The following is a 25,174-nucleotide window of genomic DNA, read 5'->3' on the forward strand; positions in this document are numbered from 1 at the left end:
CACCCCATGTACTGCCTGAGGGATTCCCTGGTATCCGTGCCCGTGCGCAGGGACAGCAGGAAGTTCTGCGCGTACATCCCGACATCGCTGGCTGCGCGCACTCCATCGCCGAGCTGCGGCACGAACAGCATCGCCATGTGCTGGGCGCCGTAGAAACGCAGGTTCGCGCACGACTTCGTTGCGTCCTTCGTGGTCGTCTCTGGCGATGCCGCGGGCCCCGTACGCCGCAGCAGCGAGGTGCTGTGAACGTTCCAGATACACCGTCGCCGTAAGTCTCGGTGAAGTCCGGAGAGCACCTCTGGGCATCGTGCGCGTCCAGCAGGGCTGAGCTCAGCGCATCCTGCGCAGATCAAGAGACGATGTGTGTGATCCATGGCCGGGTGTTGCTGTGCGAGGGCGCCCAGCGGGCATCCTCGAGCACATCCCGGATCCTGCCCCCCGGAGGGCAGGATCGGGAACTAAGGCACGCGGCGAACGGCGCGAACGAATGATCTCGGTGATCGTCGACATAGATGTAAACCTCCCGTGCAGTGCGGCTGTCGTGCTCCGGGCAGGAGCGCGGCCCTCCTTCGACATTCACACTCATGAGAAGGTCAAGTCTGAATGAGCTCGCTCTCCTAGAAGATGTCTGTGATCGGTCGAAGCAGCTGAACGCGCGTGAGACGGGGCGGTTCAGGCTGGGCTATTCGGCCAAGCGTCCTCCATCAACGACGAGCTCGCTGCCCGTCATGTACGAGGCCTCGTCAGAGGCGAGAAAGAGCACCGTGTAGGACACCTCGCGAGGGTCTGCGAACCGGCGGATCGGGAGGGTCTGAGCGAGGGCCTCGAGCTCCTTGGTGTCGTTCAGGTTCTTCGCCATGGGAGTGAGGATGGCGCCTGGATGCACGGAATTGACGCGTACGTTGTGGGGCCCGTACTCGATCGCCGTCGCCTTGGTCATGCCTCGGACCGCCGCTTTGGCGCCCGTGTATGCCACGTTGGGTGTCCCGGGGAGGTGGGCCATCGCTGCGGCCGACGAGATGTTCACGATCGATCCGCCTCCAGCGTCGACCATGCCGGGCAGCACTGCCCGCATGCCCAGGAAGACTCCGGTCTGGTCGACCGCAACGACCAGGTTGTATGCCTCGGGGTCGAGTTCAGCGGTGACCGCGCTGGGCCCGGACAGGCCCGCGTTGTTCACGAGCACGGTGATGGGTCCGAACGCCTTGGTACCAGCGGCGACGGCCGAAGCCCAGGAAGCGGGATCCGAGACGTCATGGTGCACATACAGGGCGTTCTCTCCCAGCTCGTTGGCGAGCTCTGAGCCATCCTTCTCGTTGAGGTCGGTGATGATGACTTTTGCGCCCTCGGCGATGAAGACGCGGGCATGTTCTGCGCCCATGCCGACTGCGGCTCCTGTTATCAGTGCAACCTTGTTGTCCAGGCGTCCCATGGGTGCCTCCTAGGTGTTGTGCGCCGACGAAGCGACGCGGGATCGTGATGGTTCGATACGGCAACGAGAGGGTCTCTCGGCCGAGGTGAGCCATGTCGGGCTCGTTGCTGCCGGGCCCCTCGGGGGAGTGGGGAGGGACTTACATGTAGATGGCGCGGTTGAGGCGCACCAGGAAGTCGCCGGTGATCGTCGTGCCTCCCTGGGCGCGCTCCATGATCAGATCGAGGGCGAGATCGCGGCGCCGCGGAAGCCGATCCTTGAATCGGCGATCGCGCCAGCATCGTATGCATCGAACCCGGTCTCATCGACGAGCTGCATCGCCACAGCACGATCGCTCTAACGATCCGCGGCGATGGGAATGGCGATGCGCCCCGGAGTGCCTGCCGGGGCAGCCTTATCCGCGAAGGATTGAGAGGTGAGCGCGTTCCAGGCCTTCGCGATGGGGCGATTGAACTGTTCAGCGACCCAGACGCTCTCGACAAGACCCTTGTCGATCTCAGCGAAGTTGCCATCGCGGCGCGGGTAGTAGTTCGCTGTATCGATGACCACGGTCTCCGGTGGGGTGCTGCGGATCAGCGGTGCGATCGCGGGCATACGGTTGAGCGGGATCGAGGAGATCAGTACGTCGATGTCCACCACCACGTCGGCGGCGTCCCCGGCCTGTGCCCCCGAGGTCAGCAGAGACGGGTCAATGGTCTCCGGGCCGCAGGAGCACGCGACCTTCACATCATGCCCGGCACTACTCAGTCGCTGCACCAACGTGGCACTGATCGATCCGGCGCCGAGAATTCCGATCTTCATAGGGTCCACCTCTGTGTCGCCGAGCGATAACTCCAGCCTGAACCTTCCTATTAATGTGAAGGTTAAATCCGTCCCGCTTCGATCTTCTCGGGGCGCACGCGGCGCATGGTGCCGAGAAGGGTGCGGCAGGGCCGCCCCTGTCGCACCCTGGCCGATCCGTGTCTGCCCGCGGCAGGGCGCCGATCATGTGGGACACGCTTAGAGCTCATCTCATTTGGATTCTCGGTAACCTGGCCGCGTGTCGATGGTGGAACGGCTGGTGCCGGATGAGCTGTGGGAACTGTTCCAGCGAGTGGTGCCCGAACCGCCCACACGTCCCCAGGGCGGCGGTCGACGCAGACACGGCGACCGCCAGGTGCTGGCCGCGATCATCTTCGTCGCGACCAGCGGTTGCACCTGGGCCCAGCTCCCGCCGGTGTTCGGCCCCTCCGGGCCCACCGCGCACCGGCGCTTCACCGAGTGGACCCGCGCCAGGGTTTGGGCCAAGCTACACCGTCTGGTCCTGGACGAACTCGGTGCCCGCGGCGAGGTGGACTGGTCGCGGTGCGCGATCGACTCGGTCAACATGCGTGCCCTCAAAGGGGGGAGCTGACAGGTCCCAATCCTGTCGACCGGGGCAAGAAGGGCGCGAAGATCCACTTGATCACCGACCGGGCCGGTCTGCCCCTGTCCGTGGCGATCTCGGGGGCCAACACACACGACAGCCAGGCCCTGCAGCCCTTGGTCCGTGGGATCCCTCCGATCCGGTCCCGCCGCGGACCGAGGCGGCGCAGGCCGGCCAAACTGCACGGCGACAAGGGCTACGACTACGACCACCTGCGCCGCTGGCTCCGAGAACGGGGAATCGTCCACCGCCTGGCCCGCAAGGGTGTGGAGTCCTCGAAGCGGTTGGGCCGGCACCGGTGGCAGGTCGAGCACACCATGGCCTGGCTGGCCGGATGCCGTCGCCTGCACCGACGCTACGAGCGCAGGGCCGAGCACTTCTTGGCCTTCGCCGGCATCGCCTGCACACTGATTTGCTACCGCCGACTCACCAAATGAGATGAGCTCTTAGCTGGACGGTGCGGCCTCTGCCTTGATGGCTTGCCGACGCCGCCCGATGAACAGCGTGCCGATGAAGCCAGCAAGGGCGATGAACCCGGCCATCATGAGCGCCGTCTGGCCAGCGACGACGGTCTGGGCCACGGTCAGCTGGCCAGCATCCGCTGCATTCGAGCCGATCGTGTACGCGGACACCAATACCGCGCCGCCGGCGGCGCCGGCGAGCTGCTGCACCGTGGTGAAGGCAGCACTCCCATGCGGATAGAGCTCCGAGCGGAGAGACGACAGCGCGAGGGTCGTTACCGGCGCCCAGATCATCGCCTGACCAGCGGTCATGATGAGGTAGCCCGCCAGATAGGTCCACACGCTGCTGGTGTCATTCAGAGTGCTGAGGGCCCAGATGCTCGATGCCCAGATCACCGCACCCGGGATCGTGAGAGGCAGGGGACCCCATCGGTCGTAGACGCGCCCACCGAGCGCGGACACAACCGAGATGACGACTCCACCCGGCAGGAGGAACAGCCCGATCGCCAGAGTGCTGAGTCCCAGCGCCCCGGTCAGGACGAAGGGCAGGACGAGTGCGACGCCGAAGCCGTTCATGGCGACGAAGAGCATGATCACGATCGCCACCGTGAACCTCCGGCTCCGGAAGATGCGCAAGTCCAGGAACGGGTCCCCATGTCGACGAAGGGCCACCTGGCGAAACACGAACGCGGCCAACCCGACCGCACCGACCACGATGGGAACGAACGGAGGCACGGGCGCATGGCCGGACACAGACTCGCCGATCAGAGACAACCCGAACACCAGCCCGCCGAACCCGAGGATGGACAGCGCCAGCGACCACAGATCCAAGGATGCACGCTCTGGAGTGGTGATGTTCTTCAGCTTGAGAGCACCGGCGATCAGGGCGACCAGGGCGAGCGGCAGCACCAGGATGAAGAGCCAACGCCACGGCAGGTATGTCAGCACGAGGCCCGAGACGGCCGGCCCAACTGCGGGAGCGATAGCAGGGACGGCAGTCACGATCGCCATCACCCGGCCCCGTCGCGACTCCGGTACCAAGCGGATCGCCGTGGCCATGAGCAAGGGCACGAACACTGCCGTTCCCACGGCCTGCACGATGCGGCCGACGAGGAGAGGGCCGAAGCTCGGAGCCGCAGCGGCGATCGCGGTCCCGACGATGAACACCGACAGTGCTGTCAGGAAGATTGTCCGAAGATGGTAGCGCCGCATGATGAAGCCGGTCGCTGGGATGAGGACAGCGAGAGTCAGTAGATAGCCGGTCGTCAGCCACTGGCCGGCCGACGGTGTGATGCCGAGATCGGCAACGAGGGTCGGCAAAGCGACACCCAGCAACATCTCATTGAGCAACACAAGGAACGTGGAAGCCATGAGCAGACCGATGACGAGGGCGTCGCCAGGCCCCAAGCGGTCAGTCGCCGGGGCGGGCTCGCGTGCAGGAGAGTAAGTAGTCACCCCCCCATCGTCAACATTGACATCAATGTGAATGTCAAGCCAGAGTGTGTTCGGTAGCTCACAGTGGATAGTGATCCGCTTCGAACCGGCCCTAAAAGCTCATCTCATTTGGTGAGTCTGCGGTAGCAAATCAGTGTGCAGGCGAGGCCGGCGAAGGCCAGGAAGTGGTCGGCCGGTAGCGTCGGTGCAGGCGGCGGCAGCCGGCCAGCCAGGCCATGTGGTGCGCTCGACCTGCCATCGGTGTCGGCCCAACCGCTTCGAGGACTCCACACCCTTACGGGCCAGACGGTGGACTATCCCCCGGCGGCGGAGCCAGCGGCGCAGGTGGTCGTAGTCGTAGCCCTTGTCCCCGTGCAACTTGGGCGGGCGACGTCGTCGTGGGCCACGTCGGGACCGGATCGGAGGGGTCCTGCGGACCAGGGGCTGCGGGACCTGGCTGTCGTAGGTGTTGGCTCCGGAGATCGCCACGGACAGGGGCAGTCCGGTTCTCTCGGTGATCAAGTGGATCTTGGCGCCCTTCTTGCCCCGGTCGACAGGATTCGGACCTGTCAGGTCCCCCCTTGGAGGGCGCGCATGTTGACCGAGTCGATCGCGCACCGCGACCAGTCCACTTCGCCGCGGGTTCCGAGTTCGTCCAGGACCAGACGGTGCAGCTTGGCCCAGACCCGTGCCTGGGTCCACTCGGTGAAGCGGCGGTGCGCGGTGGGTCCGGACGGGCCGAACACGGGCGGGAGCTGGGCCCAGGTGCAACCGCTGGTCGCGACGAAGATGATCGCGGCCAGGACCTCGCGATCGCCGTGTCTGCGCCGCCCACCGCCCTGGGGGCGGGTGGGCGGTTCGGGCACCAATCGCTGGAACAGTTCCCACAGCTCATCCGGCACCAGGCGTTCAACCATCGACACGAGGTCAGGTTACCGAGAACCCAAATGAGATGAGCTCTTAGCAGCCCGGCACTGTGGCAAGCCCTGCTCGAAGACACCCACGACCCCGACAGCCTCTGCTCCCTAGCCCAAGCCGCCGAAAATTGTGGGCTGTTCCAACACGCAGCCCGGCTCTACTGCCGAGCGGTCCTGGCGTGTCATGGCCTCCTCCCTGAACGCGATCAGTTCAGGCGCACAACGCGCCCCCGCACACCCTGGCTCGCCTGGGCTCCCGCGTAATCTGCCCAGCCCTGGGCCTGCGCCAATCACCCATCCCGGCCACCATCCGAGGGGGCCTGAACAGCCTGTCCCCCAACCCCGACCTGGCCGTGCTCATCATCGACAGCACGTGGGCCGGAGGCTCACGCACCCGTTGCCGCCAGTTGGTACACCTGCTGGCGGCGATGGCACGCCACCCCTCCTTCGTCCTCCGAATCCCCTGGTGAACGATTCCCACCGATACGGGGTTCGGTTCCCTGACCGCCGGCCGAGCCACCGGGGCTCAGCACTAGGTGTTCTGAGGCCGCGGGACGCCTCCTACCACCCACGCTTCGGGAAGGAAGACCCCTCGTGTTTCGCTGGGCCGTTCCTATGAACCCCACGGAAAAGGCAAGGCCGGTTCCACAACTCCGGAGCCCCTGGTTCTCAGTCCTGGTCGTCTTCCGATTCCCAGGCGGCGAGTTCTTCCTCGATCTCCTGCTGGTACTCCAGCCAGGAAGCGCGGGCCACGTCGACCGCGGCTGAGCGCTCAGGTGTGCGCTTTTGGGTCCCCACGCTCAACAGCAGATCGAAACCGGAGGCATCGGGTAGGACCAGGACCGCGTTCCCGGCCATCGTGAGTCCCTGTTGCACCAGGTCGCCTTCGAACACCTCGTCCAGCTCTGACGTCTCCTCGCTCAGCAGGTCGAGGAGTCCCCAGGCGAAGGTCGCAGAGCTGGCGGGGTTCTCGTCCGGGAAGCCGGGCAGAGGTTGCCCTGGCCGGTTATGGTCGCGGCAGCAGACCCTGATCAGCACATCGTGGCCCGTCTTGGCTTCCAACACGATGGTGGGGCAGGAGTCATCGTTGATCTGGGCTACCCGTCCCTGGTGGAGGATTCTGTTGAGGAGCAGGTTGAGGTCTTCTTCGCGTTTGGCCAGTAGGTCGAAGATGCCTGAGGCCATCACACGGGACTGGTCGGGGTTGTCGTCGAAGACGTGCGGAGTGTTCTGGTCAGAGGGCGGGCGCGTACCTGATGCGGCTTGCTGTAGCCATTCCTGTGTCTCCTGTGACCAGGGCTCCCACCAGCGGTCGGGGTGCAGGGGCGAGGTGACCAGTCGGCCCTCGATCTGCAGGGGGGCCAGCAGGTGCGCCGCGTAGCGGGGCGCATCGAGCATCTGCAGGGCCTGGATCAGCTGAGGGGAAGTCAGTGCCCGCCGCACCGTCGGCCACTTCTTGCGCCCGGCCAGGTCCTGCTCGTACTCCCGGTATCCGAGGTCGGAGAGCTCGGATGAATCTCCCAATGACGCAGAGGTGAGCGCGATGCGCAGGGCGGCTGCTTCGGCGAGGTTCTCGGCTCGGGGAGGCCACCCCTGGTCAAGGAGTCCGCCCAGGTGCTGGGAGGTGGCCAGGAAGCGCCTGAACCACTGTGGCCGTTCCGCGACCTGCATCAGGACCGCGTCTGCAAGTTCGCCTAGGACGTGGGAGTCCCAGACATTGTCCTCGTTGAGGTGAAAGGGTTCCCCGTTCATCGTGAGTTCCATGGCCAGCAGGTGCGCTTGTGAAGGTGTCAGCGGGTCGCCGCGAAATCTCCTGTTGAAGAGCGGCACCCAGGCATGGGCCGGGTACAGGGCCGCGGTGACCATCTCACGGATCTTCTTCCGGGTTGTGGCGCCCACCGCGGAGGTGTCCGACTCCGCTCGCCGCCATGTGGCTAGGGAGATCCCCGCGCGGCGAGCCGCTTCGGCCTGACTGAGGTTCAGTGTTTCTCGTGCTGCCCTGATGTCCACTGGTTCCGACACGATGCCTCCATTGAGTACTCAGTGAGTGCTCATAATATGTAATGTTGGCACGATGTCGAATAGCGAGAGCCTGGGCGCCTGAGTCCGCCCCTGAGCAAGCCCTCTGACTGTTCGAACCATGGCGTCGCACAGGGCATGCGGCTATAATGAATCAAGCCGGAGGAAAGTGATTCAGATTGGTGGGGTGGTGACGATGACAGCAGCAGGTATCGGCGCCCGGATCGAACGCGCCCGCGCGGCAGCGGGACTGAGCCAGCGCGCTCTCGCTGAGGCCACGGGCATCTCGCAGGCCACCCTGTCTCGGATCATTTCCGAAGACCGGGTGGCGAAGATGCCAGAGCTCGTGGCGATCGCCTGGGAGACCGGACATACGGTTGCCCAACTCACCGGAACCGGTGCGGTAACCGAGCGCGTGCAGTGCGCGGCCCGGGCCACCAACGACTCTGACATGGGCGATATGCGCCAGGCACTGCTGGACTTCCTGGAACTGGACGCCTACCTGGACGACCAGGCCATCCCCGCAACGGTCTGAAACGGAACCGAAGAACTGTGAGTGCCGAAGCCGAAGGCCGTTCCGCCGCCGAACGGTTCCGCGGGGAGCAACACCTGGGCGTACAGCCGTTGGGTGACCTCGTGGCCCTCATCGAGCAGGCTACGGGGATCGACGTGGCCGTACTCGAGGCTGACCAGGACCAGCACGGCCTGATGATGCGGGACCCACAGCGCGACGCCGTGTTCATCGGTGTCGCGTGCACCAGCCGCCCGATGCGGCAACGCAGCACCCTCGCTCACGAACTCGGTCACGTCCTGTTCGCGGACGTGACCGACAATTCGGCGGGTGCCTGGAGCCATCGGTCCCACGAAGAGATCCGAGCCGACGCCTTCGCCCGACACCTGCTCATCCCGATCGAGGGCCTGCGCGAATTCCTCGGTGAGCGAGAGCCGCTGACCCAGTCAGTGCTCTCCGAGGTCGTTCAGCGCTTCCTCGTCTCACCATCGATCGCCGCGATCGCGCTATGTCAGGCGGGCTACATCGATGCCGCCACCAAACGGGAGTGGCTGACACTCACCACGCCGCAGTTGGCCACGCGGTTCGGGTGGAGCGACCAGTACCGCGCACTGCAGGACGAATCAGCTCGGCGCAGGGCACCGCAACGACTGCTCGCCCGAGCCATCAGCGCCTACGCCGAAGGCGTGCTGTCCGTACAGGCCATCGCCACCCTTCGCGGTATCACCCGGCAAGAGGCCGAAGCGGAACTGCGCGAGGCCGGCGTGGTTCCGAGCGAACAGCCAGTCGAGTGGGCCGATCTCACCGAACTACCAGATGCGGACGTGGACCTCGCGGCTTTGGACGCAGCTCTCGAGGATCCTGATCACGATGCCGCGGCTCCTGACGTGACAGCGAGCGAGGACGGATGAGCCACCGGCCGATCATCGACGCCGGTCCCGGCCTGAACTTCCTCTCGATCAACCAGGAACGTCTCCTCATCCGCGTCCTGGGCAAGCTCAGCGCCCCAGAGACCGTGCAGAGCGAGGTGCTCAGCAAGGCCCGGCAGGATGAGCGCTTCCGCGTCGCCGAAGGTATCTGGCGAAAGCTGACCCCCAACTGGATGCAGATCCTGTCCGACGACCAGACCCCGGAACTCGAAAGCGTCGTCCAGCGCATCACCCACCAACCCATGGCTGAACGTCTGGGGCGACCCAAGGACCTGGGCGAGATCATGGTCATCGCGCACGCGGTCGTGGCTGCTGAAGCAGGCCAGGAGGTGACCGTGCTCATCGACGACGGGGAAGGGGCGCGGACCGCCACCTCCGAGATCAACCGCCTCGAACGACTCCGGCGCAGTGGGCGTCCAGTGGGGTCGATCACCCTGGCCAGCACGCTGACCATCTTGGAGCGCGCGACACAGAAGCAGTACGTGCCAGGCAAAGCGGATATGCGCCATCTCTACCGGAGATTGCGCGAGCTGGATGACGGGTTGCCGCCGATCGAGACGACCCGACTGCTGTCGCCTGACCTCTGGCCTTGAGAGGGGTCCTCGCTGCACAAAACCGCAGTGTGGGCTGTTTCCGTGCCGGGCTTGGTGAAGTCGCTGGTGTGCCGCGGCCCTGGGACTATCCCCAGGGCCGCGGCTATCCGACGCCCAGAACCAGAAGGCTTATCCCCCGTCAAGCCACGGAAAACTAGTCTTCGAACTCTTCCTCTTCCTCCGAAGATGACTGCTCTTCGGGAGGCGCGGAACGGCGGTACTGCGGGTGATCGAGGTCCATCTGTTTGGCCGCGTGGAGCGGTGCCGGGTAGCGGGAGCGGTCGCACCAGGAGATGGTCTGGTGGCACAGACGCGCTGTCGCATGAGCCAGCGCTGCCGAACTGATGTCCTCATCGACAGCGACGGGGTAGATCTCCGTAGCGGTCATCGTGTACCACGGGGCCTTCAGTTCGTTCTTCTCCCGTGATTCTTCCTGCTCCCCACCCTTGCCGGGGTCGGCTTGCCAGCGGGTCCGGGTCGAGCCGAGGCGACCACCGCCGCTCCCGTCGTAGTTACGCGGAACGTTGAACAGCACCCAGAAGGGGTCTGCGAAGTCCGTCTCGACTTGGTGCAGCTTGGTGGACATCCACCGCTCCTCCACCTCTGCCCCCTTCTCGTTGAATCGCGTGACGGACGTCGGTTGGGGGACTTCGTCGCTCTTGATGTTCAGCCGGACGATGCCCGCGGGTCGCTTGTGCACAGGCGTTCCGGCCCCGTGACCGGGGAGCCAGACCCGGCCGCCCTTCGGGTCAGGTTTGGAGCCCTGATTCTGGTTCTGCAGCCCGGGCCACATGCGACGGCACGCGTGTCCGTCCACCATGAGGACGTAGCGGTCGCCGTCTAGTTCTTCTGCTAGGTCTTTCAGCGCCTCTTCGACGTCGCGAGCCGCCTCAGCCCAGCGCTGTTCGTCGCTCTCGCCAGAACTGCGATGCGGTGGGTAGTCGGACGCGTGGAAGATCTGTTGTGCTTCTCGGTAGGGGAGCCACTCCTTGTTGATGGAGGTCCAGCCCAGCATCGTCCATACCTCACCCGGTTCCGCGGAAGGCACCAGAGCGGTTGCCAGGACGATCCTCCTGGGTTCGCCCTTGACGTCCTTGTTCCTGGTCTGTTTGCGGACGTGGATACCGCAGAAGGTCAGTCGGGGGAGCTCGGGTTCGCTCTTGCCGGGCGTCAGGGCTTCTTCGATCCTGTGGTCGAGGATGCCCAGGGAGCGATAGATGTCCAGGATCGCCATGTAGGCGGGGTAGTCGCCCTTCTTCTTCGGCTTGATGACCCCGGCGGGCTTGCCGAACTTGCCCTCTTCAAATCCTTTCAGGTACTGGGTGGTCACCCCCAGTTCGGAGAGGATGCGCTTCGTCTGGTGCTTGGCGTCGATGCTGTCCCGCCTCTGGCGGAAGGTGTCCGCCTTCTCGCCCGTGCCCTTCTCGAGTCGGGGCACCTCGGTCTCGCACCAGGCGGCCACCAGTACCGATGGGTCCTGGGTGAGGTCGTCCAGGAACGTGGTCATCATCTCCCGGCGCCCTTCGTTGGGGCCATGGGCAAGGAACGGCTCGGCGTTGTGGAAGACCACGCTGACGCCCTGGGCGAGCGTGACCTCCTTGCCTTCCTTCGGATCAGTCAGGGGCTCTGAAGAGGGAAAGGCTGTGTTCAGACCGTGGATCATGCGCGTCCGTGTCTCGTGCCGGTACCACAGGCACACCAGTCGCAGGCTCTTGTACTCCGCAGCGTCGACCGCCTTGCGGATGTCTGCGGGGTCGGTGAAACCGATGGTGTTCAGCGATTCGCCGACCTCTTCACGGCGCTTCCTCTCCTTGGTGGGGAGGTTGTCCGTCGGGCGTCGCGAGAACTGCATGCGGGCCTGTGGCATGGTCAGCCATTGTGCGGTCGGCCCGAATACGGTGTCCATGTGTTCAGCGAGAAGGCGTAGGTGGTGCATGCCAGCACCGGTTCCGACGGAGAAGCCGTAGTTCTTCGGCATGATCGGGCGGACGGTTCCGGGTGCGGGAGTGATGAACCTCGGCTTGTGCTCGTTGGCTCGTGCGGTCGCAACGCTCTCGCGTTCGAGGGCGGCCCGGGTCTCGATCTCCCGGAGAACGGTGTCGTCCATGTTGAGCCGTGCGAGGATCTCCAACGCGAACCGGTTCACGGAGCGGGCGCCACCGCGACCGTCCAATCCGATGCGTAGGAGCGGAAGGCCTTCGCCTGGTGGGCGCACCAGCGCTGTTTTGGCGTAGACGAGGTTGCTGTAGACCCGCATCATGTGCGCGTCAAGGAGCAGGACCGGGTCTTTGATGTTGGGGAAGGTCTTCAGCCCGAGGGAGATCCGGGACATGGCGTACTCGGCTTCGCTCCGGGCACTGGCCTTCACCTGGTCAGGGCGTTGGTTGAACGCCCTGCCGATCGGCGCTTCCCAAGCGACCAAGTCACCGTTACTCACCGGCAGGTAGGTCACTTCGTGCTTGGTGGAGCTCGCCTGCCACCCGATGGTCCGAGGCTTCTTGTCCGGGTTCTCCTTTTTGTCTTCTTCGGACAGGTCTTCCTTGAGGGGCATCAGTTCATAGTGAACGAACGGCACCGAAGCGATTGATCGGGCGATGTCCCATGTGATGGAGTTATATACCCAATTCGGGCTATTCGGCTGAGCGCCGTTCCTGCTGTTCAGGTGATCGGCGACCAGGAAGGTGTGTTCCTGGGTCTGGGAGATGAGCTGGGCGACAAGTGGGGGCTCGGCCAGGACAGCCTGGTCGGTGTCCATGCCCTTGGCGTAGGCGGTGACGTAGGTGAACAGGCGAAGTAGCAGCTCGTCCTGAATCGGCTTCCGGGAGACCAGGTATTTGAAGCCTGGGTCAAGGTGGACGTAACCGTCGGTCAGAGCCTGCAGGGCGGTGATGGCGATGGAGTAGGGAAGCTGCTCTGGCCCCTCCCCCTTGATCTCCCTTTTCAGGGCCCACCAGGCATTACGCGTGGGGTAGTCGAACTGGCGGACGTGGACGGTTGAGTCCCCGACGAGTTCCGGGGTGCAGCGCACCGCAAGGGAATTGGCCAGGTACAAGGGGTTGGTAGCCAAAGGGCTTCTCTTCCAGCAAAGGTGGGGGCAGGCTGTCAGGCGATCTCGGCGGGGTCGATGCCGGCGTAGGACAAGAATGCGCCGAGGGCTTCGCCGTAGAGGTCGTTCATGCGTTGCCGTACCTCGGTGGGCCATCGTGAATGGAGGCGCTTGATGACGGTGACCAGGTCAGAACTCCAGGTATCGTCCTGGAATGCGTAATCGACCAGGTGGAGCCCCATGCTGGTTCCGCCTCGGCGGGCACGACCGGCGAGCTGGATAAGGTTGACCAGCATTCCGGCGACGACCTGTTCCTGCAGGATATGCGTCATGGTGGAGAACTGGGGTGAAGATCGCAGAATTCGCCCCAGCTGCTCGTTCGCTTCCTCTGCGGCCCTGGCCAAAGCCGGCACCGGGTCCGCGACGCCTGAGGATGTGAAGGTGCTGATGCCAGCGGCGTTAACACTTCCGTATGTCCATGGGGTGTCCTCGATACTCAGGACGGGGCGTACGCACAGGTAGATCGACTCCACCGCTGAGCGTGTGCCGACCACGATGTTGAGTCCACGAGCGATGACCGACAGCGGAGCGATGAGGATGTCGCCCTGGTCGGGGAAGTCTTCGAACTGCTCGGTGGTGATGCGGCTGACGAGGTCTTCAGGAGGCAGATGGCGCGCGTGCGTGAGGGGGTCCTCGTTTCGCACCGCCACGCACACCCGGTGTTCGAACCCGCGGGCGCGGGTGAGGCCCAGCGCGAGCCAGGCGCACTGGTCGTAGCTGTTCGCGGTGAGGATCACCCGGGCACGTTTGGGGTCCTTCTTGCGAAGCCGTGCGATCTTCTTGGAGATCTTGTTCTCGTACAGCCGTGAGGCGAGCTCGACCAGGGCCTCAGGTTTGCCCGTGGGGTGTGTACCCGCGATTCGGATCGGATCGTTGGCCAGCCGGTGCTCGTCGTTGTAGGTGAGCCTGTGGGATTCAGCGACGATCGACCGGGCTTGGGCGTCGGTCATCCACCAGGTGACCGGCGCGTGCACATGCTCACGAACGGCCTGGGGGAAGAAGGCTGTGGCCGACAGACCCATGACGGGGCGCTCCACACGGGCGGTGAGCAGGGAGACCAGCCCGCCCAGTTCGGAGACGTAGGTGTGCGGGTCTCCGGAGAGCGCCTGGACGGAGAGTTCAGCGTCCTTCTCCCTGTCTTCCAGCCCTTTGACGCGGTATCCGCTGATGGAACGGCCGACCATGCCCAAAGGAAGGACCGAGGCGATGGCCCGGGGTTTCAAGGAATCCAGGATCCGGTGGGCGGACACCAGCCCCAGGTGCCGCAGCTGCTGGGCCTTCTCCCGAAGCGCGTCCAGGGACTGGTCGAGTTCCTTCATGTAGACACGGACCAGTAGAAGGTTGATCGCCCTGCTGCGCTTGCGTGGATCGGGGATGGCTGCGGTGAGCAGCTCGTGCAGGTCCAGCTTGACCATGTCCCGGTGGTCCTCGCCCCGGGGTCCGACCAGGGCGGACAAGGCGTTGCGGACATCGTTCCACTCAGGTCCGAGTTGCACCTCGGGTTCCGCCAGCGAGTCGATGGTCCCGTAGCGCTCCGGGAGCAGCGCGTCGAGACGGGCCATCGCCTCACGCGGTATGGCTTGGCCTTCGGCGAGTTCCGTGTCCGGGAACAGCAGGGGGATCAGGTCGCGGTCCCGTGATCGGGCGAGCCGCCACCCATCGTTGCGGTAGTCGCGTGTGAGTTCCTTGGCGCGTTCGTCGTCTCGGGCGTTGAGGTGCAGCGCGTTATCGCAAATGCCCAGAAGCAGGGATTCGGCCATCAGGCGGACATGGCTGAGGGGGTTGAGCAGACTCGCCTCCGTCTTGGTGGGGAGCCGCTTGGCGTCAGTGTCGAGCATTTGGGGCTCAGCCGTGCCTGGCCTGCGTGAGTGCAGGACCATCTGGCTCGCGCACTTGTCGATCACGGTGGCCTGGAAGGCATCGATCTCATCGATGATGACTGCATCGCTGAGGCGAAGGACCAGCTCGCGAACGGTTACGTCACGGATGGCACGCTCATCGATTTGAATCCCGATCCGCACGTTGCCCTGGACGAAGTTGTGGTGGTTGGTCACCACCACCACCGCGTTGCACGCCTCGTACACCGGGGCGAACTTCCCACACGTGGGGATCCATGGGCACGCCGCGTAGCTCTTTTCCTGTCGGAGCCCGATGCAGTTCTCTTGGCCGCGCCGGTAGGTGCCTGCGGACTCGATGAGCTTTTCCTGAGCGCATCCGTGGCCGAGCCTGTCCACATCCCGTAGTCCGCGCTCACCCCATTCACCTGGGTCTTCCTCGTTGATGAGGGAGGCGTGCTTGAGGGTGCGCTCATACAGGGACGAGGGGGACATCAGCGGTGCACAGGTAGCGGGCTTCTTCAGCTCGCCCCGGTCATGGAGGTGCTCAAGGTCCTGCTTGATCTGCCAGACCGTGGAAAGCGTCGCCTTGACATCGGGAACGACGAGTGTGACCCGCAGATCTTTGACGGCGAACCACGAAGCGAGAACACGTACCAGGACGGACTTACCTGTCCCGGTCGGGGCGTTGAGGATCTGGGTGTGGCCGGACAGCATCCGGAACACGTCGATCCGGTCGGTATCAGCCGCCTTCAGATGCTCGAAGAGCCGCGACAGCGTGAAGTGGAGGTAGCGCTCCTCCTCCTTCTTGTACCGGCTCTCGATCGCCAAGGCGAGGGACTTCAGTTCCTCGACAGTTGGTGCGATCTCCTTCTGATATGGGCGGGTGGTGACCGCCGGGAGCACATCATGCTTCGGAGCCGCCTTGAAGTGAGGGTAGACGGGGATGGTGAGCTTGCCGTGGACCATCTCCTGGCCCACGTACAGGTCTCGGGTCTTCCATGTTCCCGGTCCTGCGAACTCCAGTGCCTTGCGTCGGGAGCTGGGCCGGCGAAAGCGGGCTGTAACCCTGTCGGCGTGCCCGAGGAGATCACCACCTACGTTCGGGTAGGCCGCATCCGCCTGTGCCGGGTTCTCCCTCACCAGGATGAAGCGGCGTAGCTCCGGACCGGACTCTTCCGACTCCCCCAGGTCTTCCAATGCGCCGAGCAGGGTGCGGGCTTCCCGCGCGAAGTACCTCTCCTCAGCGAGCTCGGGAGGAGCGATACTCATGACATCGGCGATACGTCGGCGCTCTTCGAAGGAAAGCCTGGCCCACTGGTCCCACACCTGGGGCTTGCGTGAGGCGAAGAAGGCGGCTTCACGAAATGGAGCGAGGATCTTGCCTTTGGCGTCGTGACGAGGGAAGTAGTGTCCAGCCAGGGAGAGCGCTGCGTAGATGAAGCACTCTCGTACCGTAGGTTCGTTCACGGCCAGTCCACCCCCGCGGTACGACACACCATCTCGGAAAATTCGGTCATCGTGGTCGCCTTCATGTCGTACTCCGCGCACACCCCCGTCAGCAGGGGAACTTGGTTCGCGCGGTGGTCGGGGACGACGAGCCATTCCGCTCCGCCTTTGTCCCCCTCTGCTCGATGGATCGTCCGTGCCAGGAGCCGGCCGTGGCTGTAGTCCTTCAGGTCCACTGTGAACGTGTGTTTCCCACCGTCAGAGGTTGGGACCGTTACGAGGTGGTCGAAGGCGTCCTGCATCGGCCACAGTCGCACCTCAGCTCCTGTACCGGCCAGCTTCCGGGTGAGGACCTCGTGCAGACGAAGCTCGTGTAGCCCTGGGACGCAGGTGTAACGCCACACACCGCGCTTCAGGGCGATATGGCCTTCTGCCCGCACAGCCTGCGGAATGTCACCACCGGCGTCGAGGAACAGGGGTACTTCTCTCTGCGGCGGAACGGTCTCAACGCCCGAAGGGTGCAGCACGGGCGCTTCTCCGGCTGTGGGGCGGAACTGGTAGCTGGCGCCGGTCTCCGCGTGCCTTGGGTAGAAGCACGACACCTTGTGGTGGTCGCGGTCGCCGCTCCTGAGCTTGCTGACCTTCATCGGCCAACGGCACACCGGGCAAGGAAACCACCAACCGTGGTAAACGGATTCGTAGGAGATCTCGGTGTAGAACCCGATGGCCTTCATCGGCAGTCCCAGCTCACCGATCTCGGTCCTGGGCTGCGCCGCATGTGAGATCAGGTTGCTGCGGTCGATCCTGTACTGCGCTTCCCCGCGGCCCTTGATGATGCTGAAGATCTCCTCTTGGGCCAAGTGGTCCTCGAGCGCCTGGACGGAGACACGACGGGAGTTAAATCCCTGCAGTTTGCGAATGATCCGCTGCAGTTCATCGGTCTCCCACTTGAGGTCGAAGGCATCGCCCGTGACGTATCCGTCAGGGTCGAGAGCGGTCAGGTCCTCGAGCCCCTCAGGAGCAACCCATGGGGGGAGTAGATCGACCAGAGGCCCGCGGAGCTTTGCCCGAAACTCACCGAAGGTCAGAGGGATGCCGGGGCCGTAGGCCGCGAGGACTCTCCCATGGCATTCCATCAGCGTCTCGGCTCGCTGTCTTGGAGCATACGAAGGGCTGGTCAGAGCCTCACAGGCCATGACGAAAGCTGAGTGGATCTCGGTGAGAGCCTCGACTTGATTGACCTCATGCTCGCCGTTGGCGGATGCCGTTGTCATGGCTCGGAACCCTAAGGCATGGCAATGACAATCGAGTGAGCCTTGAGAAAATCACCTGAAAGCCGATGAATCTTCCGAAACACGGACAGAATCAGGAAAGATAACATCGGGGTACATATCTTTATATACGTGCATGTACTCCGTGAAGTGGCGTGTTCCGAGGGCTGTGAGATGCCACCGGTACTCCTTGACGTGTGAGCAGTCCCGGGACATGACGGGACGCGACTCGATGAAACCGCGGCTGGGATGCGCGCCTGGCCGGGGACTGTAGCCGACAGCGAGATAGAACAAGGACTTTCCCGCCAGTTCATCCTCGTGGAGCCCTTCAGGCCCCGCAGATGCGACTCGTACGAGCATGCGCCACAACCAGTCTGACAACAGGTGCTGGGGAGGCCCTGTCTCACGTGGTTCACCAAGGCCGGCACGGGCGGCAGCTCGCCCGCGGCGGGTCATCTCCACCCGTACACGCTCCACTGTTCCTAAGCCGTCGATGTCGACATGGTCTTCCACCACTGTGAGCAGGCCGCCCCGTGCAAGGGCCTGGAGAGTCGCGCCCGCACCTGGGTCATGAACCCCCCGGCGTCTCAGCCGCTCCTGAATTCGTGTGTAGCCGACCAGATCGGCCGGGGCGCGAAGGGAAAACGTCAGTTTCCGCCATTCCGAAGCTTGGGGGACTTTGAGGCGGTTGACCCGCCTCATCCATATTTCCGCCTCGGTCATCCGGTCATCACGCATGATCTCTCCCAGGTAGACATGCTGACGAGCGTTCAAGCCCTCCCACGCTGCGAGAGCGGCGGCAGCAGGTGGCTTGGGCTGAGGCAGCGGCAGTGCCGGGACAGGTTCACGTGGTCGTGTACGCATCCAGGCATCGAGAACCATGCGTACCGGAACCTCGTACAACGCGGCGAGCTGCTTGACAAGCCGCCCGGCATCGAAGGGGTCGGACCACTTTCGACCCGAGACTCGGCGGCCTCGTTCCAGGTTCCGGACCTTGACCGCGTCGACGGACAAGTCGCGCCCCACGGGCGTCGCACGAAGCCGAGAGGCCGCATCCTCAGCAGTGAGCCCCGCTGCATAGCGAAGATCGATCAAGGTCTCCGAGCCGCGCTGGGTCCCAGTGAGTTCAGCTGCGGTGCACTTGAGGGCTTTGGCGATACACGCGATGTTGCGTGCTTCAGGGGCGTACGTTCCATCCTCCCAGTACCTGACCATGCGGTAGGTCACTCCCACGCTTTCGGCGAGTTCGCGAGGCGTGAGGCCAGCATGTTCGCGCAGGGATCGAAGCTTCTCAGGGGCGATGGTCAGGATGCGCCTCGGCATGCCCTCAGAGAACCGCAACGAAGACTTCATAGCAACACCACTTGCCGTCGGGCCGAAGTCGCGGCCATCGAAGAACCAGAGTGGTCGACCAGGTACGTCGTTGGTGCCCAGGCTCATCACGTGTGGTCCAAGGCGTACCAAGGTGTACCAACCCTGTACCAGATCGGCTCAACGCAGCCCAGCAATCAAATCTTGATTTGCTAGCCAGACCCTAGCCCTCGCGCCTCAATGGCACAAGGACTTGATTTTGTCGATACTCTGCATGCCAAGCGAATGATTCAACCCATGGGTTCTCCGCGGTCTGAATTTGGGTTCTTCTATCCCACAGCGACCAGAGCTCCATGAACGATATGAGTCACACACCCCAGCACTACCGGATCCGCTCCGGTGCGGGCGCAGCGAGCGCCCTTACTTCAGGGCATATTCCGCACGTAGTGGACCCGATTCTCCACCGTCCGTGGGGTACGCGTAAGCAGCTCTGAGGAAGACCTGGCGGGCTCCCAGAACAGCGGCAGCGGGGCCACCGCGGACCGCACTGAACTACAGCATGGGCGGTTGCGGCGCTCGGTAAGCCCCGCCTGACGACCCGGGGAAGACTGGTCCGGCTGGTACTGCACCCTTGACTGATCGACGCTCTCCCTGCCCGTGCGGGTAGGGGCACATCAGGCCGGGGACGTCTACCCCGAGGCCTTACGAGAATCCATTACGCTCCGCCACAAAGGCTCAATCTCGAATAACTCATCAAGGTTGGTACAATCTAAGGTGGCACATCCGCCCGAGGGCTGGCACGAGACTGGCAAAAACCTTCCGGCACGAGAGGTTACAGGGCAACACGCCCTGGTGCGCCGAATCGCCTCTGACCATATGAAATGGCATGATGAGGCACCTTCAGGAACCAGTCAAAACTTGAATCAGGGCACTGCTAATGCGGTTGGGGGGCAACCCCCTCATGGGTTCAAATCCCATATCCTCCGCGCTCCGACCTGGGGCTTCTCGCATCACGGAAGTGAGAGAAGCCCCAGGTCTTCTTCATGTCCGGGGTCGGCCGGCGCAGGATCCGTACCGGTCGCACACACCGGCGGTCCACGACCCGCCACCCCCGGCCGCCGAACCGCGAGAACGATCCCCACGAGCGGCCTGGGACCGGAAGGCACCGCCAGGGGCATGCGGCGAGCGCAGGTGTGCAAGGCACGCGGGCCCGGTCGGATCTCGGTGGGCTCGCATCAGGCGAGGGTGACCGGCGCCACACGAGAGGGGCGCTCCACGAGAAGGCCGAGTACCTTCTCGCCTACACGCTGACCGCTGTCGCCGGCCCACCGAACGGGATGGCCCCCAGACACCTCGGCGATGACGGAGCCCGTGCCTGCTCGCGCGACCGGTCGAACCATCCCGGATCCGACCGTCTCCGCGACACCGGGGCCTGAACGAACCCTGCTTGTGGGCACGGAAGAAGCCGCCGCCAAAGAGTCTGTTCCATGGCCCGGCAATCGCGTTCGCACTGGTGGGAAAGGCAACCGATTTCGGGGAGAGACCGCCGCCGAGGATGCGGGGCCGCACGGTGAACCGTCGCGGTCGTTTGCCCGGAACCGCCGAGGCAAGGAGATGGATATGGCGGACAAAACGCATACCCCCCGCATGGGCCGGTTCAATCCCATCCGGCAGTTCATGCTGCTTCAGCGCTACGGACAGAACCACCCTGGGAAGTACATGCTGAGGGTCGTACTGATCGTGACTGTGTACGGTGCGGCCCTGCTCGCCCTCTGCTTCGCGCCGATCGCCGTGTTCGGTGACGTACCGCTGTCACGGATCTGGCCGTGGATGCTCGGCACTCTGGCGGGCGTGGCCGTCTGCGCGGCCTTGGGCGCGGGCATCGGCGTGCTGATGATGCGGTGGACCACCAAGGCGGCGAAGGTTCCCCACGACGCCGATCCGAACACCCTGCGCGCCGCACAGCGCCACCTGCGTCGGGGCGAACTCAGCGGCGACCCCCGGGTGGACCGGCTCGCCCGGCACCTGGTGCCCCAGTCCGAACGCGCCAACTCCAACAGGTTCTTCGCACTGGTCGGTCTGGTGGCCGGGGCGCCCTACGTGGTGTTCACGGGGATCCAGTTCTCGAACGGCACAGGACAGACCTTCCAGCTGTTCCTGGCACTGTTCATCATCGTGGCGTTCGCCGTCGCCTGGCCGTGGGCGCGCAGGCACAAGCGCAACGCACAGAAGCTGAGGAAGGCCTACGAAGCCGAGTACGGGCCGTTCGACGGCGAGGCGGAACCGAGCCTCGACAGCCGGGACCGCGGGGACGCCGGCGCCCCGTAGCGCGTCACGGTCGCGGTGCGGTCCCACCGGCCCCGACCGGATCCACGCCCCCATCAGCCGTCCACCCGAGGCGGACGAGCACCGCCGGTATGTCGATGACCGGGCCTGCGACCGGCTCCTACGCGGCCAGCGGTGTAGCGGTGAGCGTGTGATGGCGGTGCTCACCGGCCGACGCCGGGTACCGCGCCACACCACGATGAGCACGTCCGAGACCGGGCTGACCGTGCAAGCGGCGTTGATTCCGACCCGTATCGACGAACACATCCGCTGAGACCACTTCACGAGACGAAGGGCGAGCCTTCGACACAGCCCTTGAGGTCGATGCGGGTTTTCCCACGCCAACCACTGCACGCATCGGCGGTCCACATGACTTTTGTCCAACACCGTTGGTGAAGGCGATTCCAGGGCGTCTGCCGGCGTGGTTGGCACGGGACCGGCGCACACCTTCCGGCACGAGGGGGTACGAGGCAACACACCTTGGTGCACCACACCTTTTCTGACCGCAGGAAACGGCACCATGGGTCGTGTGTGGTCATCAGCCGAACCCTGGTCCATGGCGCCGTTCACAAGCGGGGGCACCCCCGCCGAGGAGGGCACCTGGGCTGGCCGGGGCGTACGCCGCCCGCTGACGCGGCCGTGGCGGTACCGGGCCCCGCGCCGTTTGCGTGTTCGCCCGCTGGGTAGCGGCGAGCACGCGTTTCCGCCGCAGCGAGAGGGAGTGGTGCCGGTGGTGTCGAGAGACCGGATCGCCGAGCCGTGGGGAACCCGGACCCCGTACGGGCCCGGACAGGAGTGGCCGACCAGGGTGGACGCCCACCTCGCCGAGGGGGTGGATCCGGACCAGGTGGACCGCTGGGTACAGTCGGCGACGATCCTGCACTCCAACGGCGACGGACTCGACATCGCCGTCAAGGACGGACGGATCGTGGGGGTGCGCGGCAGGGACGCCGACCGCGTCAACCACGGGCGTCTCGGCCCCAAGGACCTCTACGGGTGGCAGGCCAACCAGTCGCCGGACCGCCTCACCCGACCGCTGGTCCGACGGGACGGCGAGCTGGTCGAGACCGACTGGGACACCGCGATGGACCTGGTCGTACGGCGCAGCAGGGAACTGCTCGACGAGAAGGGGCCCAGCGCGCTGGGCTTCTACACCAGCGGGCAGCTCTTCCTGGAGGAGTACTACACGCTCGCCGCCATCGGCCACGGCGCGCTCGGCACCAACCACATGGACGGCAACACCCGGCTGTGCACGGCGACCGCGGCCGCGGCGCTCAAGGAGTCGTTCGGCTGCGACGGGCAGCCCGGTTCCTACACCGACATCGACCACGCCGACGTCATCGCCCTCTACGGGCACAACATGGCCGAGACGCAGACCGTGCTGTGGACGCGTGTGCTCGACCGGCTGGCCGGACCCAATCCGCCCAAGCTGCTGTGCGTCGACCCCCGGCCGACCCCGGTGGCGCGGGAGGCCGCGGTGCACCTGGCGCCGCTCCCGGGGACCAACGTCGCGCTGATGAACGGCATCCTGCACGAGATCATCCGCCGGGACATGGTCGACCACGACTACGTCGACGCCCACACGGTCGGTTACGAGGAACTGGTCGAGCGGGTCGCCGACTACACGCCCGAGCACGTCGCCGACATCTGCGGCGTCCCGGCGGACGGCGTCCGGGAGGCGGCGGAGCTGCTGGGAGGCGCCGAGCGGCTGATGTCGACCGTGCTGCAGGGCTTCTACCAGTCCCACCAGGCCACCGCCGCGTCCGTGCAGGTCAACAACATCCACCTGGTCCGCGGCATGCTCGGCAGGCCCGGAGCGGGGATCCTGCAGATGAACGGGCAGCCCACGGCGCAGAACACGCGCGAGTGCGGGGCCGACGGCGACCTCACGGCGTTTCGCAACTGGAGCAACGACGAGCACGTCGCCGACCTCGCCGCGGTGTGGAACCTCGACCCGATGCGCATCCCGCACTACGCGCCGCCCACCCACGCGATGCAGATCATGCGCTACGCCGAGAAGGGGTCGATCCGGTTCCTGTGGATCAGCGCCACCAACCCCGCGGTGTCGCTGCCGGAGCTGGAGCGGATCCGCTCACTGCTCGCGCAGCGGGGCCTGTTCCTGGTGGTCCAGGACATCTTCATGAGCGAGACCGCCGAACTCGCCGACGTGGTGCTGCCCGCCGCGACCTGGGGCGAGAAGACGGGGACGTTCACCAACGCCGACCGCACCGTCCACCTGTCCGACAAGGCCGTCGACCCGCCCGGCGAGGCCCGGTCGGACCTCGACATCTTCCTGGACTACGCGCGGCGGATGGACTTTCGCGACGAGGACGGGGAGCCGTTCCCTCAGTGGCACGACCCGGAGTCGGCCTTCGAGGCGTGGAAGCGTGCCACCGTCGGCCGGCCGTGTGACTACACCGGCATCACCTATGACAGGCTGCGCGGTAGCGGCGGCATCCAGTGGCCCTGCAACGACGACAACCCGGACGGCACCGAGCGGCTCTACGCGGACGGCCGGTTCTGGGCCGAGCCCGACTACTGCGAGAGCTACGGCCGCGACCTGGTCACCGGCGCGCCGCTGGAGCCGACCGAGTACAAGGCGATGAACCCCGAGGGCAGGGCGATCATCAAGGCCGCCGAGTACCTGCCTCCGCACGAGTCCCCGGACGGGGAGCACCCCTTCGCGCTCATCACCGGCCGCACGCTCTACCACTTCCACACGCGCACCAAGACCGGGCGTACTCCCCAGCTGCAGAAGGCGGCCCCCGAGGTCTGGATGGAGGTCTGCGCAGAGGACGCGCGGGAGGCCGGGGTCTCCGAGGGCGACCACGTCGAGGTGGCCTCGCCGCGCGGGGTGATCCGGGCACGGGCGCGGATCACCGGCATCCGCCCCGGCGTGCTGTTCGTCCCGTTCCACTACGGCTACTGGGACGCCGTGACGGACGAGGCGGCCGGTCAGAGGGACCGGGCTGCCAACGAGATGACCGTCACCGACTGGGACCCGGTGTCCAAGCAGCCCCTGTTCAAGACCTCGGCGGCCCGGCTCCGGCGCGTGGGTTCGGGCGGCGGTGTCCCCGCGCCCGCGCCGACGACGGCCGCCTCCCGGCCGGTCGGCACCGGGGTGACCGAGACCGTGGGCGGTTCCGACGCCCTCTCCGATGAGCGCGTCGGTGGAGGTGCGCGATGAGGATCGGTGTGGCGCTGCGCGAACTGCACGGCTCGGAGACCGCCCTGGCCGGAGAGCTGCTCAGGCTCGCCGACCGGCACGCGAAGGAGCAGGAGATCTACCACGTGGCCCAGGACCTGGTCCGCTGGTCGCGGGACCACGTGCGGGAGATCGCCGCGGTCGGACCCCGCTACGGCCTGGAACTGGAGGAGCCGGACCTGAAGAACCCGGAGCCGCCCACCGAGGAGGCGGGTGAGCTGCCGGGGGACGGCTCCGACCCGGACCTGCTGCTCCTGGCGGACCTGCGGCGGCTGTACCGCATGGCCGCGGGCGTCTCCCTGGACTGGGACCTGCTCGGGCAGGGTGCTCAGGTGGTCGCGGACGCCGAGCTGCTCGCGCTCACCAAGCGGTGCCACCCGCAGTCCCTGCGGCAGATGAAGTGGGCCGACGCGATGCTCAAGACGGTCTCACCGCAGATCCTGGCGGGCTGACGGCCCGCGCCTCGGGAGTCCCTCCCGCCGGCGGCGCCATCAACAGGCCGCCCCGGGACACCGCCGTACCCCAGCGCGACTCCGTCCTGAAGCTGCAGTTCCAGGTCTACTGGAAGCGCGTCGAGAAGGAGTCGGACGTGGACGGGCACATCACGTGGATCCGCGACATCTACCGCAAGACGTTCGCCTCCACCGGCGGGGTACCCGTGATCGGCGACGCCACCGACGGCTGCTACATCAACTATCCCGACGCCGTCCTGAACGACCCGTCCTGGAACCGCTCGGAGGACCGCTGGTCGAAGCTCTACTACAAGGACTCCTACCCCCGGCTGCGGCGGGTGAAGGAACGGTGGGACCCGCTCGACGTGTTCCGGCACCGGCAGTCCGTCGAACCGACCGCGGGCACGTCCGGGTTCGGGTCGGACCCCGGATCCTCCTGAACCGGTCCGGAGGGCGGCCGCCCGCTCCGGCGCGCGGCCGGGCACGCGGAAGGGGCCCGCCGCGCGCGGCGGGCCCCGT

Annotated in this window: 16 protein-coding genes and 1 pseudogene; 8 read left to right on the forward strand and 9 right to left on the reverse strand. The window is 65.5% G+C overall.

Features of this window, described 5'->3' with window-relative positions; genetic code table 11:
• Positions 1-682 precede the first annotated feature (682 nt).
• Together A6A08_RS03270 and A6A08_RS03275 are read right to left on the reverse strand one after the other, a co-directional pair.
• Complete coding sequence (locus A6A08_RS03270; protein WP_073700964.1) at positions 683-1,432, reverse strand: SDR family NAD(P)-dependent oxidoreductase; 750 nt, start codon at positions 1,430-1,432, stop codon at positions 683-685.
• 336 nt (positions 1,433-1,768) lie between these two features.
• Complete coding sequence (locus A6A08_RS03275) at positions 1,769-2,233, reverse strand: NADPH-dependent F420 reductase (protein ID WP_242422080.1); 465 nt, start codon at positions 2,231-2,233, stop codon at positions 1,769-1,771.
• 244 nt (positions 2,234-2,477) lie between these two features.
• Here A6A08_RS03275 and A6A08_RS03285 point away from each other — a divergent pair.
• A protein-coding gene (locus A6A08_RS03285) for an IS5 family transposase (RefSeq protein ID WP_143181658.1) occupies positions 2,478-3,274 on the forward strand; the annotation gives its coding sequence in 2 pieces (ribosomal slippage) (positions 2,478-2,820 and positions 2,820-3,274; 798 coding nt in all).
• A 9-nt stretch (positions 3,275-3,283) separates the two neighbouring features.
• Here the strand turns inward: A6A08_RS03285 and A6A08_RS03290 are convergent.
• The 3 genes and pseudogenes from A6A08_RS03290 to A6A08_RS03305 form a co-directional block, all read right to left on the reverse strand.
• Positions 3,284-4,669: a DHA2 family efflux MFS transporter permease subunit gene (locus A6A08_RS03290; protein ID WP_083608799.1), complete on the reverse strand. Its 1,386-nt coding sequence runs from the start codon at positions 4,667-4,669 to the stop codon at positions 3,284-3,286.
• A 188-nt stretch (positions 4,670-4,857) separates the two neighbouring features.
• Positions 4,858-5,649, reverse strand: a pseudogene (locus tag A6A08_RS03295) (IS5 family transposase).
• Between the two features lie 669 nt (positions 5,650-6,318).
• The gene (locus A6A08_RS03305; protein WP_143181648.1) at positions 6,319-7,671 is read right to left on the reverse strand and encodes a DNA-binding transcriptional regulator; all 1,353 of its coding nucleotides are present in this window, start codon (positions 7,669-7,671) and stop codon (positions 6,319-6,321) included.
• Positions 7,672-7,864: 193 nt separating this feature from the next.
• Here A6A08_RS03305 and A6A08_RS03310 point away from each other — a divergent pair, with 193 nt between their 5' ends.
• Genes A6A08_RS03310 through A6A08_RS03320 form a run of 3 tightly spaced genes read left to right on the forward strand, consistent with a single transcriptional unit; the run spans position 7,865 to position 9,701 of the window.
• Positions 7,865-8,203, forward strand: coding sequence for a helix-turn-helix transcriptional regulator (locus A6A08_RS03310; protein ID WP_073701080.1), 339 nt, complete (start codon positions 7,865-7,867; stop codon positions 8,201-8,203).
• Positions 8,204-8,220: 17 nt separating this feature from the next.
• Positions 8,221-9,090, forward strand: coding sequence for an ImmA/IrrE family metallo-endopeptidase (locus tag A6A08_RS03315; RefSeq protein ID WP_073700970.1), 870 nt, complete (start codon positions 8,221-8,223; stop codon positions 9,088-9,090).
• Complete coding sequence (locus A6A08_RS03320; RefSeq protein WP_073700971.1) at positions 9,087-9,701, forward strand: hypothetical protein; 615 nt, start codon at positions 9,087-9,089, stop codon at positions 9,699-9,701. Before A6A08_RS03315 ends, A6A08_RS03320 begins: the two co-directional genes overlap by 4 nt.
• 154 nt (positions 9,702-9,855) lie before the next feature.
• Here the strand turns inward: A6A08_RS03320 and A6A08_RS26925 are convergent, their stop codons facing one another.
• The 4 genes from A6A08_RS26925 to A6A08_RS03340 are packed head-to-tail and all read right to left on the reverse strand — an operon-like array spanning position 9,856 to position 18,802.
• Positions 9,856-12,768, reverse strand: a complete 2,913-nt coding sequence (locus A6A08_RS26925) for an RNaseH domain-containing protein (protein WP_143181649.1) — start codon at positions 12,766-12,768, stop codon at positions 9,856-9,858.
• Between the two features lie 35 nt (positions 12,769-12,803).
• Positions 12,804-16,112 carry a hypothetical protein gene (locus tag A6A08_RS03330; RefSeq protein WP_073701082.1) on the reverse strand — a complete coding sequence of 1,103 codons (3,309 nt, stop codon included), beginning with the start codon at positions 16,110-16,112 and terminating at the stop codon, positions 12,804-12,806.
• Positions 16,109-17,365 (reverse strand): hypothetical protein, encoded by a 1,257-nt coding sequence (locus tag A6A08_RS03335; protein ID WP_073700972.1) that lies wholly within the window; start codon positions 17,363-17,365, stop codon positions 16,109-16,111. The genes A6A08_RS03330 and A6A08_RS03335 overlap by 4 nt, the downstream gene beginning before the upstream one ends.
• A 51-nt stretch (positions 17,366-17,416) precedes the next feature.
• A complete protein-coding gene (locus A6A08_RS03340; RefSeq protein WP_083608768.1) occupies positions 17,417-18,802 on the reverse strand; it encodes a helix-turn-helix domain-containing protein in 1,386 nt (461 codons plus the stop codon).
• Positions 18,803-20,293: 1,491 nt separating this feature from the next.
• Here A6A08_RS03340 and A6A08_RS03345 point away from each other — a divergent pair.
• From A6A08_RS03345 to A6A08_RS03360, 4 genes are all read left to right on the forward strand, one after another.
• Positions 20,294-21,001 carry a hypothetical protein gene (locus A6A08_RS03345; protein WP_143181650.1) on the forward strand — a complete coding sequence of 236 codons (708 nt, stop codon included), beginning with the start codon at positions 20,294-20,296 and terminating at the stop codon, positions 20,999-21,001.
• Positions 21,002-21,806: 805 nt separating this feature from the next.
• Positions 21,807-24,185: a molybdopterin oxidoreductase family protein gene (locus tag A6A08_RS03350; protein WP_199866829.1), complete on the forward strand. Its 2,379-nt coding sequence runs from the start codon at positions 21,807-21,809 to the stop codon at positions 24,183-24,185.
• The gene (locus A6A08_RS03355) at positions 24,182-24,655 is read left to right on the forward strand and encodes a hypothetical protein (RefSeq protein WP_073700974.1); all 474 of its coding nucleotides are present in this window, start codon (positions 24,182-24,184) and stop codon (positions 24,653-24,655) included. Before A6A08_RS03350 ends, A6A08_RS03355 begins: the two co-directional genes overlap by 4 nt.
• Positions 24,604-25,095 carry a BBE domain-containing protein gene (locus tag A6A08_RS03360; protein ID WP_242422081.1) on the forward strand — a complete coding sequence of 164 codons (492 nt, stop codon included), beginning with the start codon at positions 24,604-24,606 and terminating at the stop codon, positions 25,093-25,095. Before A6A08_RS03355 ends, A6A08_RS03360 begins: the two co-directional genes overlap by 52 nt.
• Positions 25,096-25,174: the final 79 nt, after the last annotated feature.

This window comes from Nocardiopsis sp. TSRI0078 (genome assembly GCF_001905145.1).
Taxonomy (GTDB): Bacteria; Actinomycetota; Actinomycetes; order Streptosporangiales; family Streptosporangiaceae; genus Nocardiopsis.

What these genes read in the sequence shown, in the direction of transcription:
- A6A08_RS03270 (WP_073700964.1), bottom strand. Translation starts at nt 1,432, where the DNA reads ATGGGACGCCTGGACAACAAGGTTGCACTGATAACAGGAGCCGCAGTC.
- A6A08_RS03340 (WP_083608768.1), bottom strand. Translation starts at nt 18,802, where the DNA reads ATGAGCCTGGGCACCAACGACGTACCTGGTCGACCACTCTGGTTCTTC.
- A6A08_RS03310 (WP_073701080.1), top strand. Translation starts at nt 7,865, where the DNA reads ATGACAGCAGCAGGTATCGGCGCCCGGATCGAACGCGCCCGCGCGGCA.
- A6A08_RS03335 (WP_073700972.1), bottom strand. Translation starts at nt 17,365, where the DNA reads ATGACAACGGCATCCGCCAACGGCGAGCATGAGGTCAATCAAGTCGAG.
- A6A08_RS03345 (WP_143181650.1), top strand. Translation starts at nt 20,294, where the DNA reads ATGGCGGACAAAACGCATACCCCCCGCATGGGCCGGTTCAATCCCATC.
- A6A08_RS03290 (WP_083608799.1), bottom strand. Translation starts at nt 4,669, where the DNA reads ATGGCTTCCACGTTCCTTGTGTTGCTCAATGAGATGTTGCTGGGTGTC.
- A6A08_RS03275 (WP_242422080.1), bottom strand. Translation starts at nt 2,233, where the DNA reads ATGAAGATCGGAATTCTCGGCGCCGGATCGATCAGTGCCACGTTGGTG.
- A6A08_RS03355 (WP_073700974.1), top strand. Translation starts at nt 24,182, where the DNA reads ATGAGGATCGGTGTGGCGCTGCGCGAACTGCACGGCTCGGAGACCGCC.
- A6A08_RS03320 (WP_073700971.1), top strand. Translation starts at nt 9,087, where the DNA reads ATGAGCCACCGGCCGATCATCGACGCCGGTCCCGGCCTGAACTTCCTC.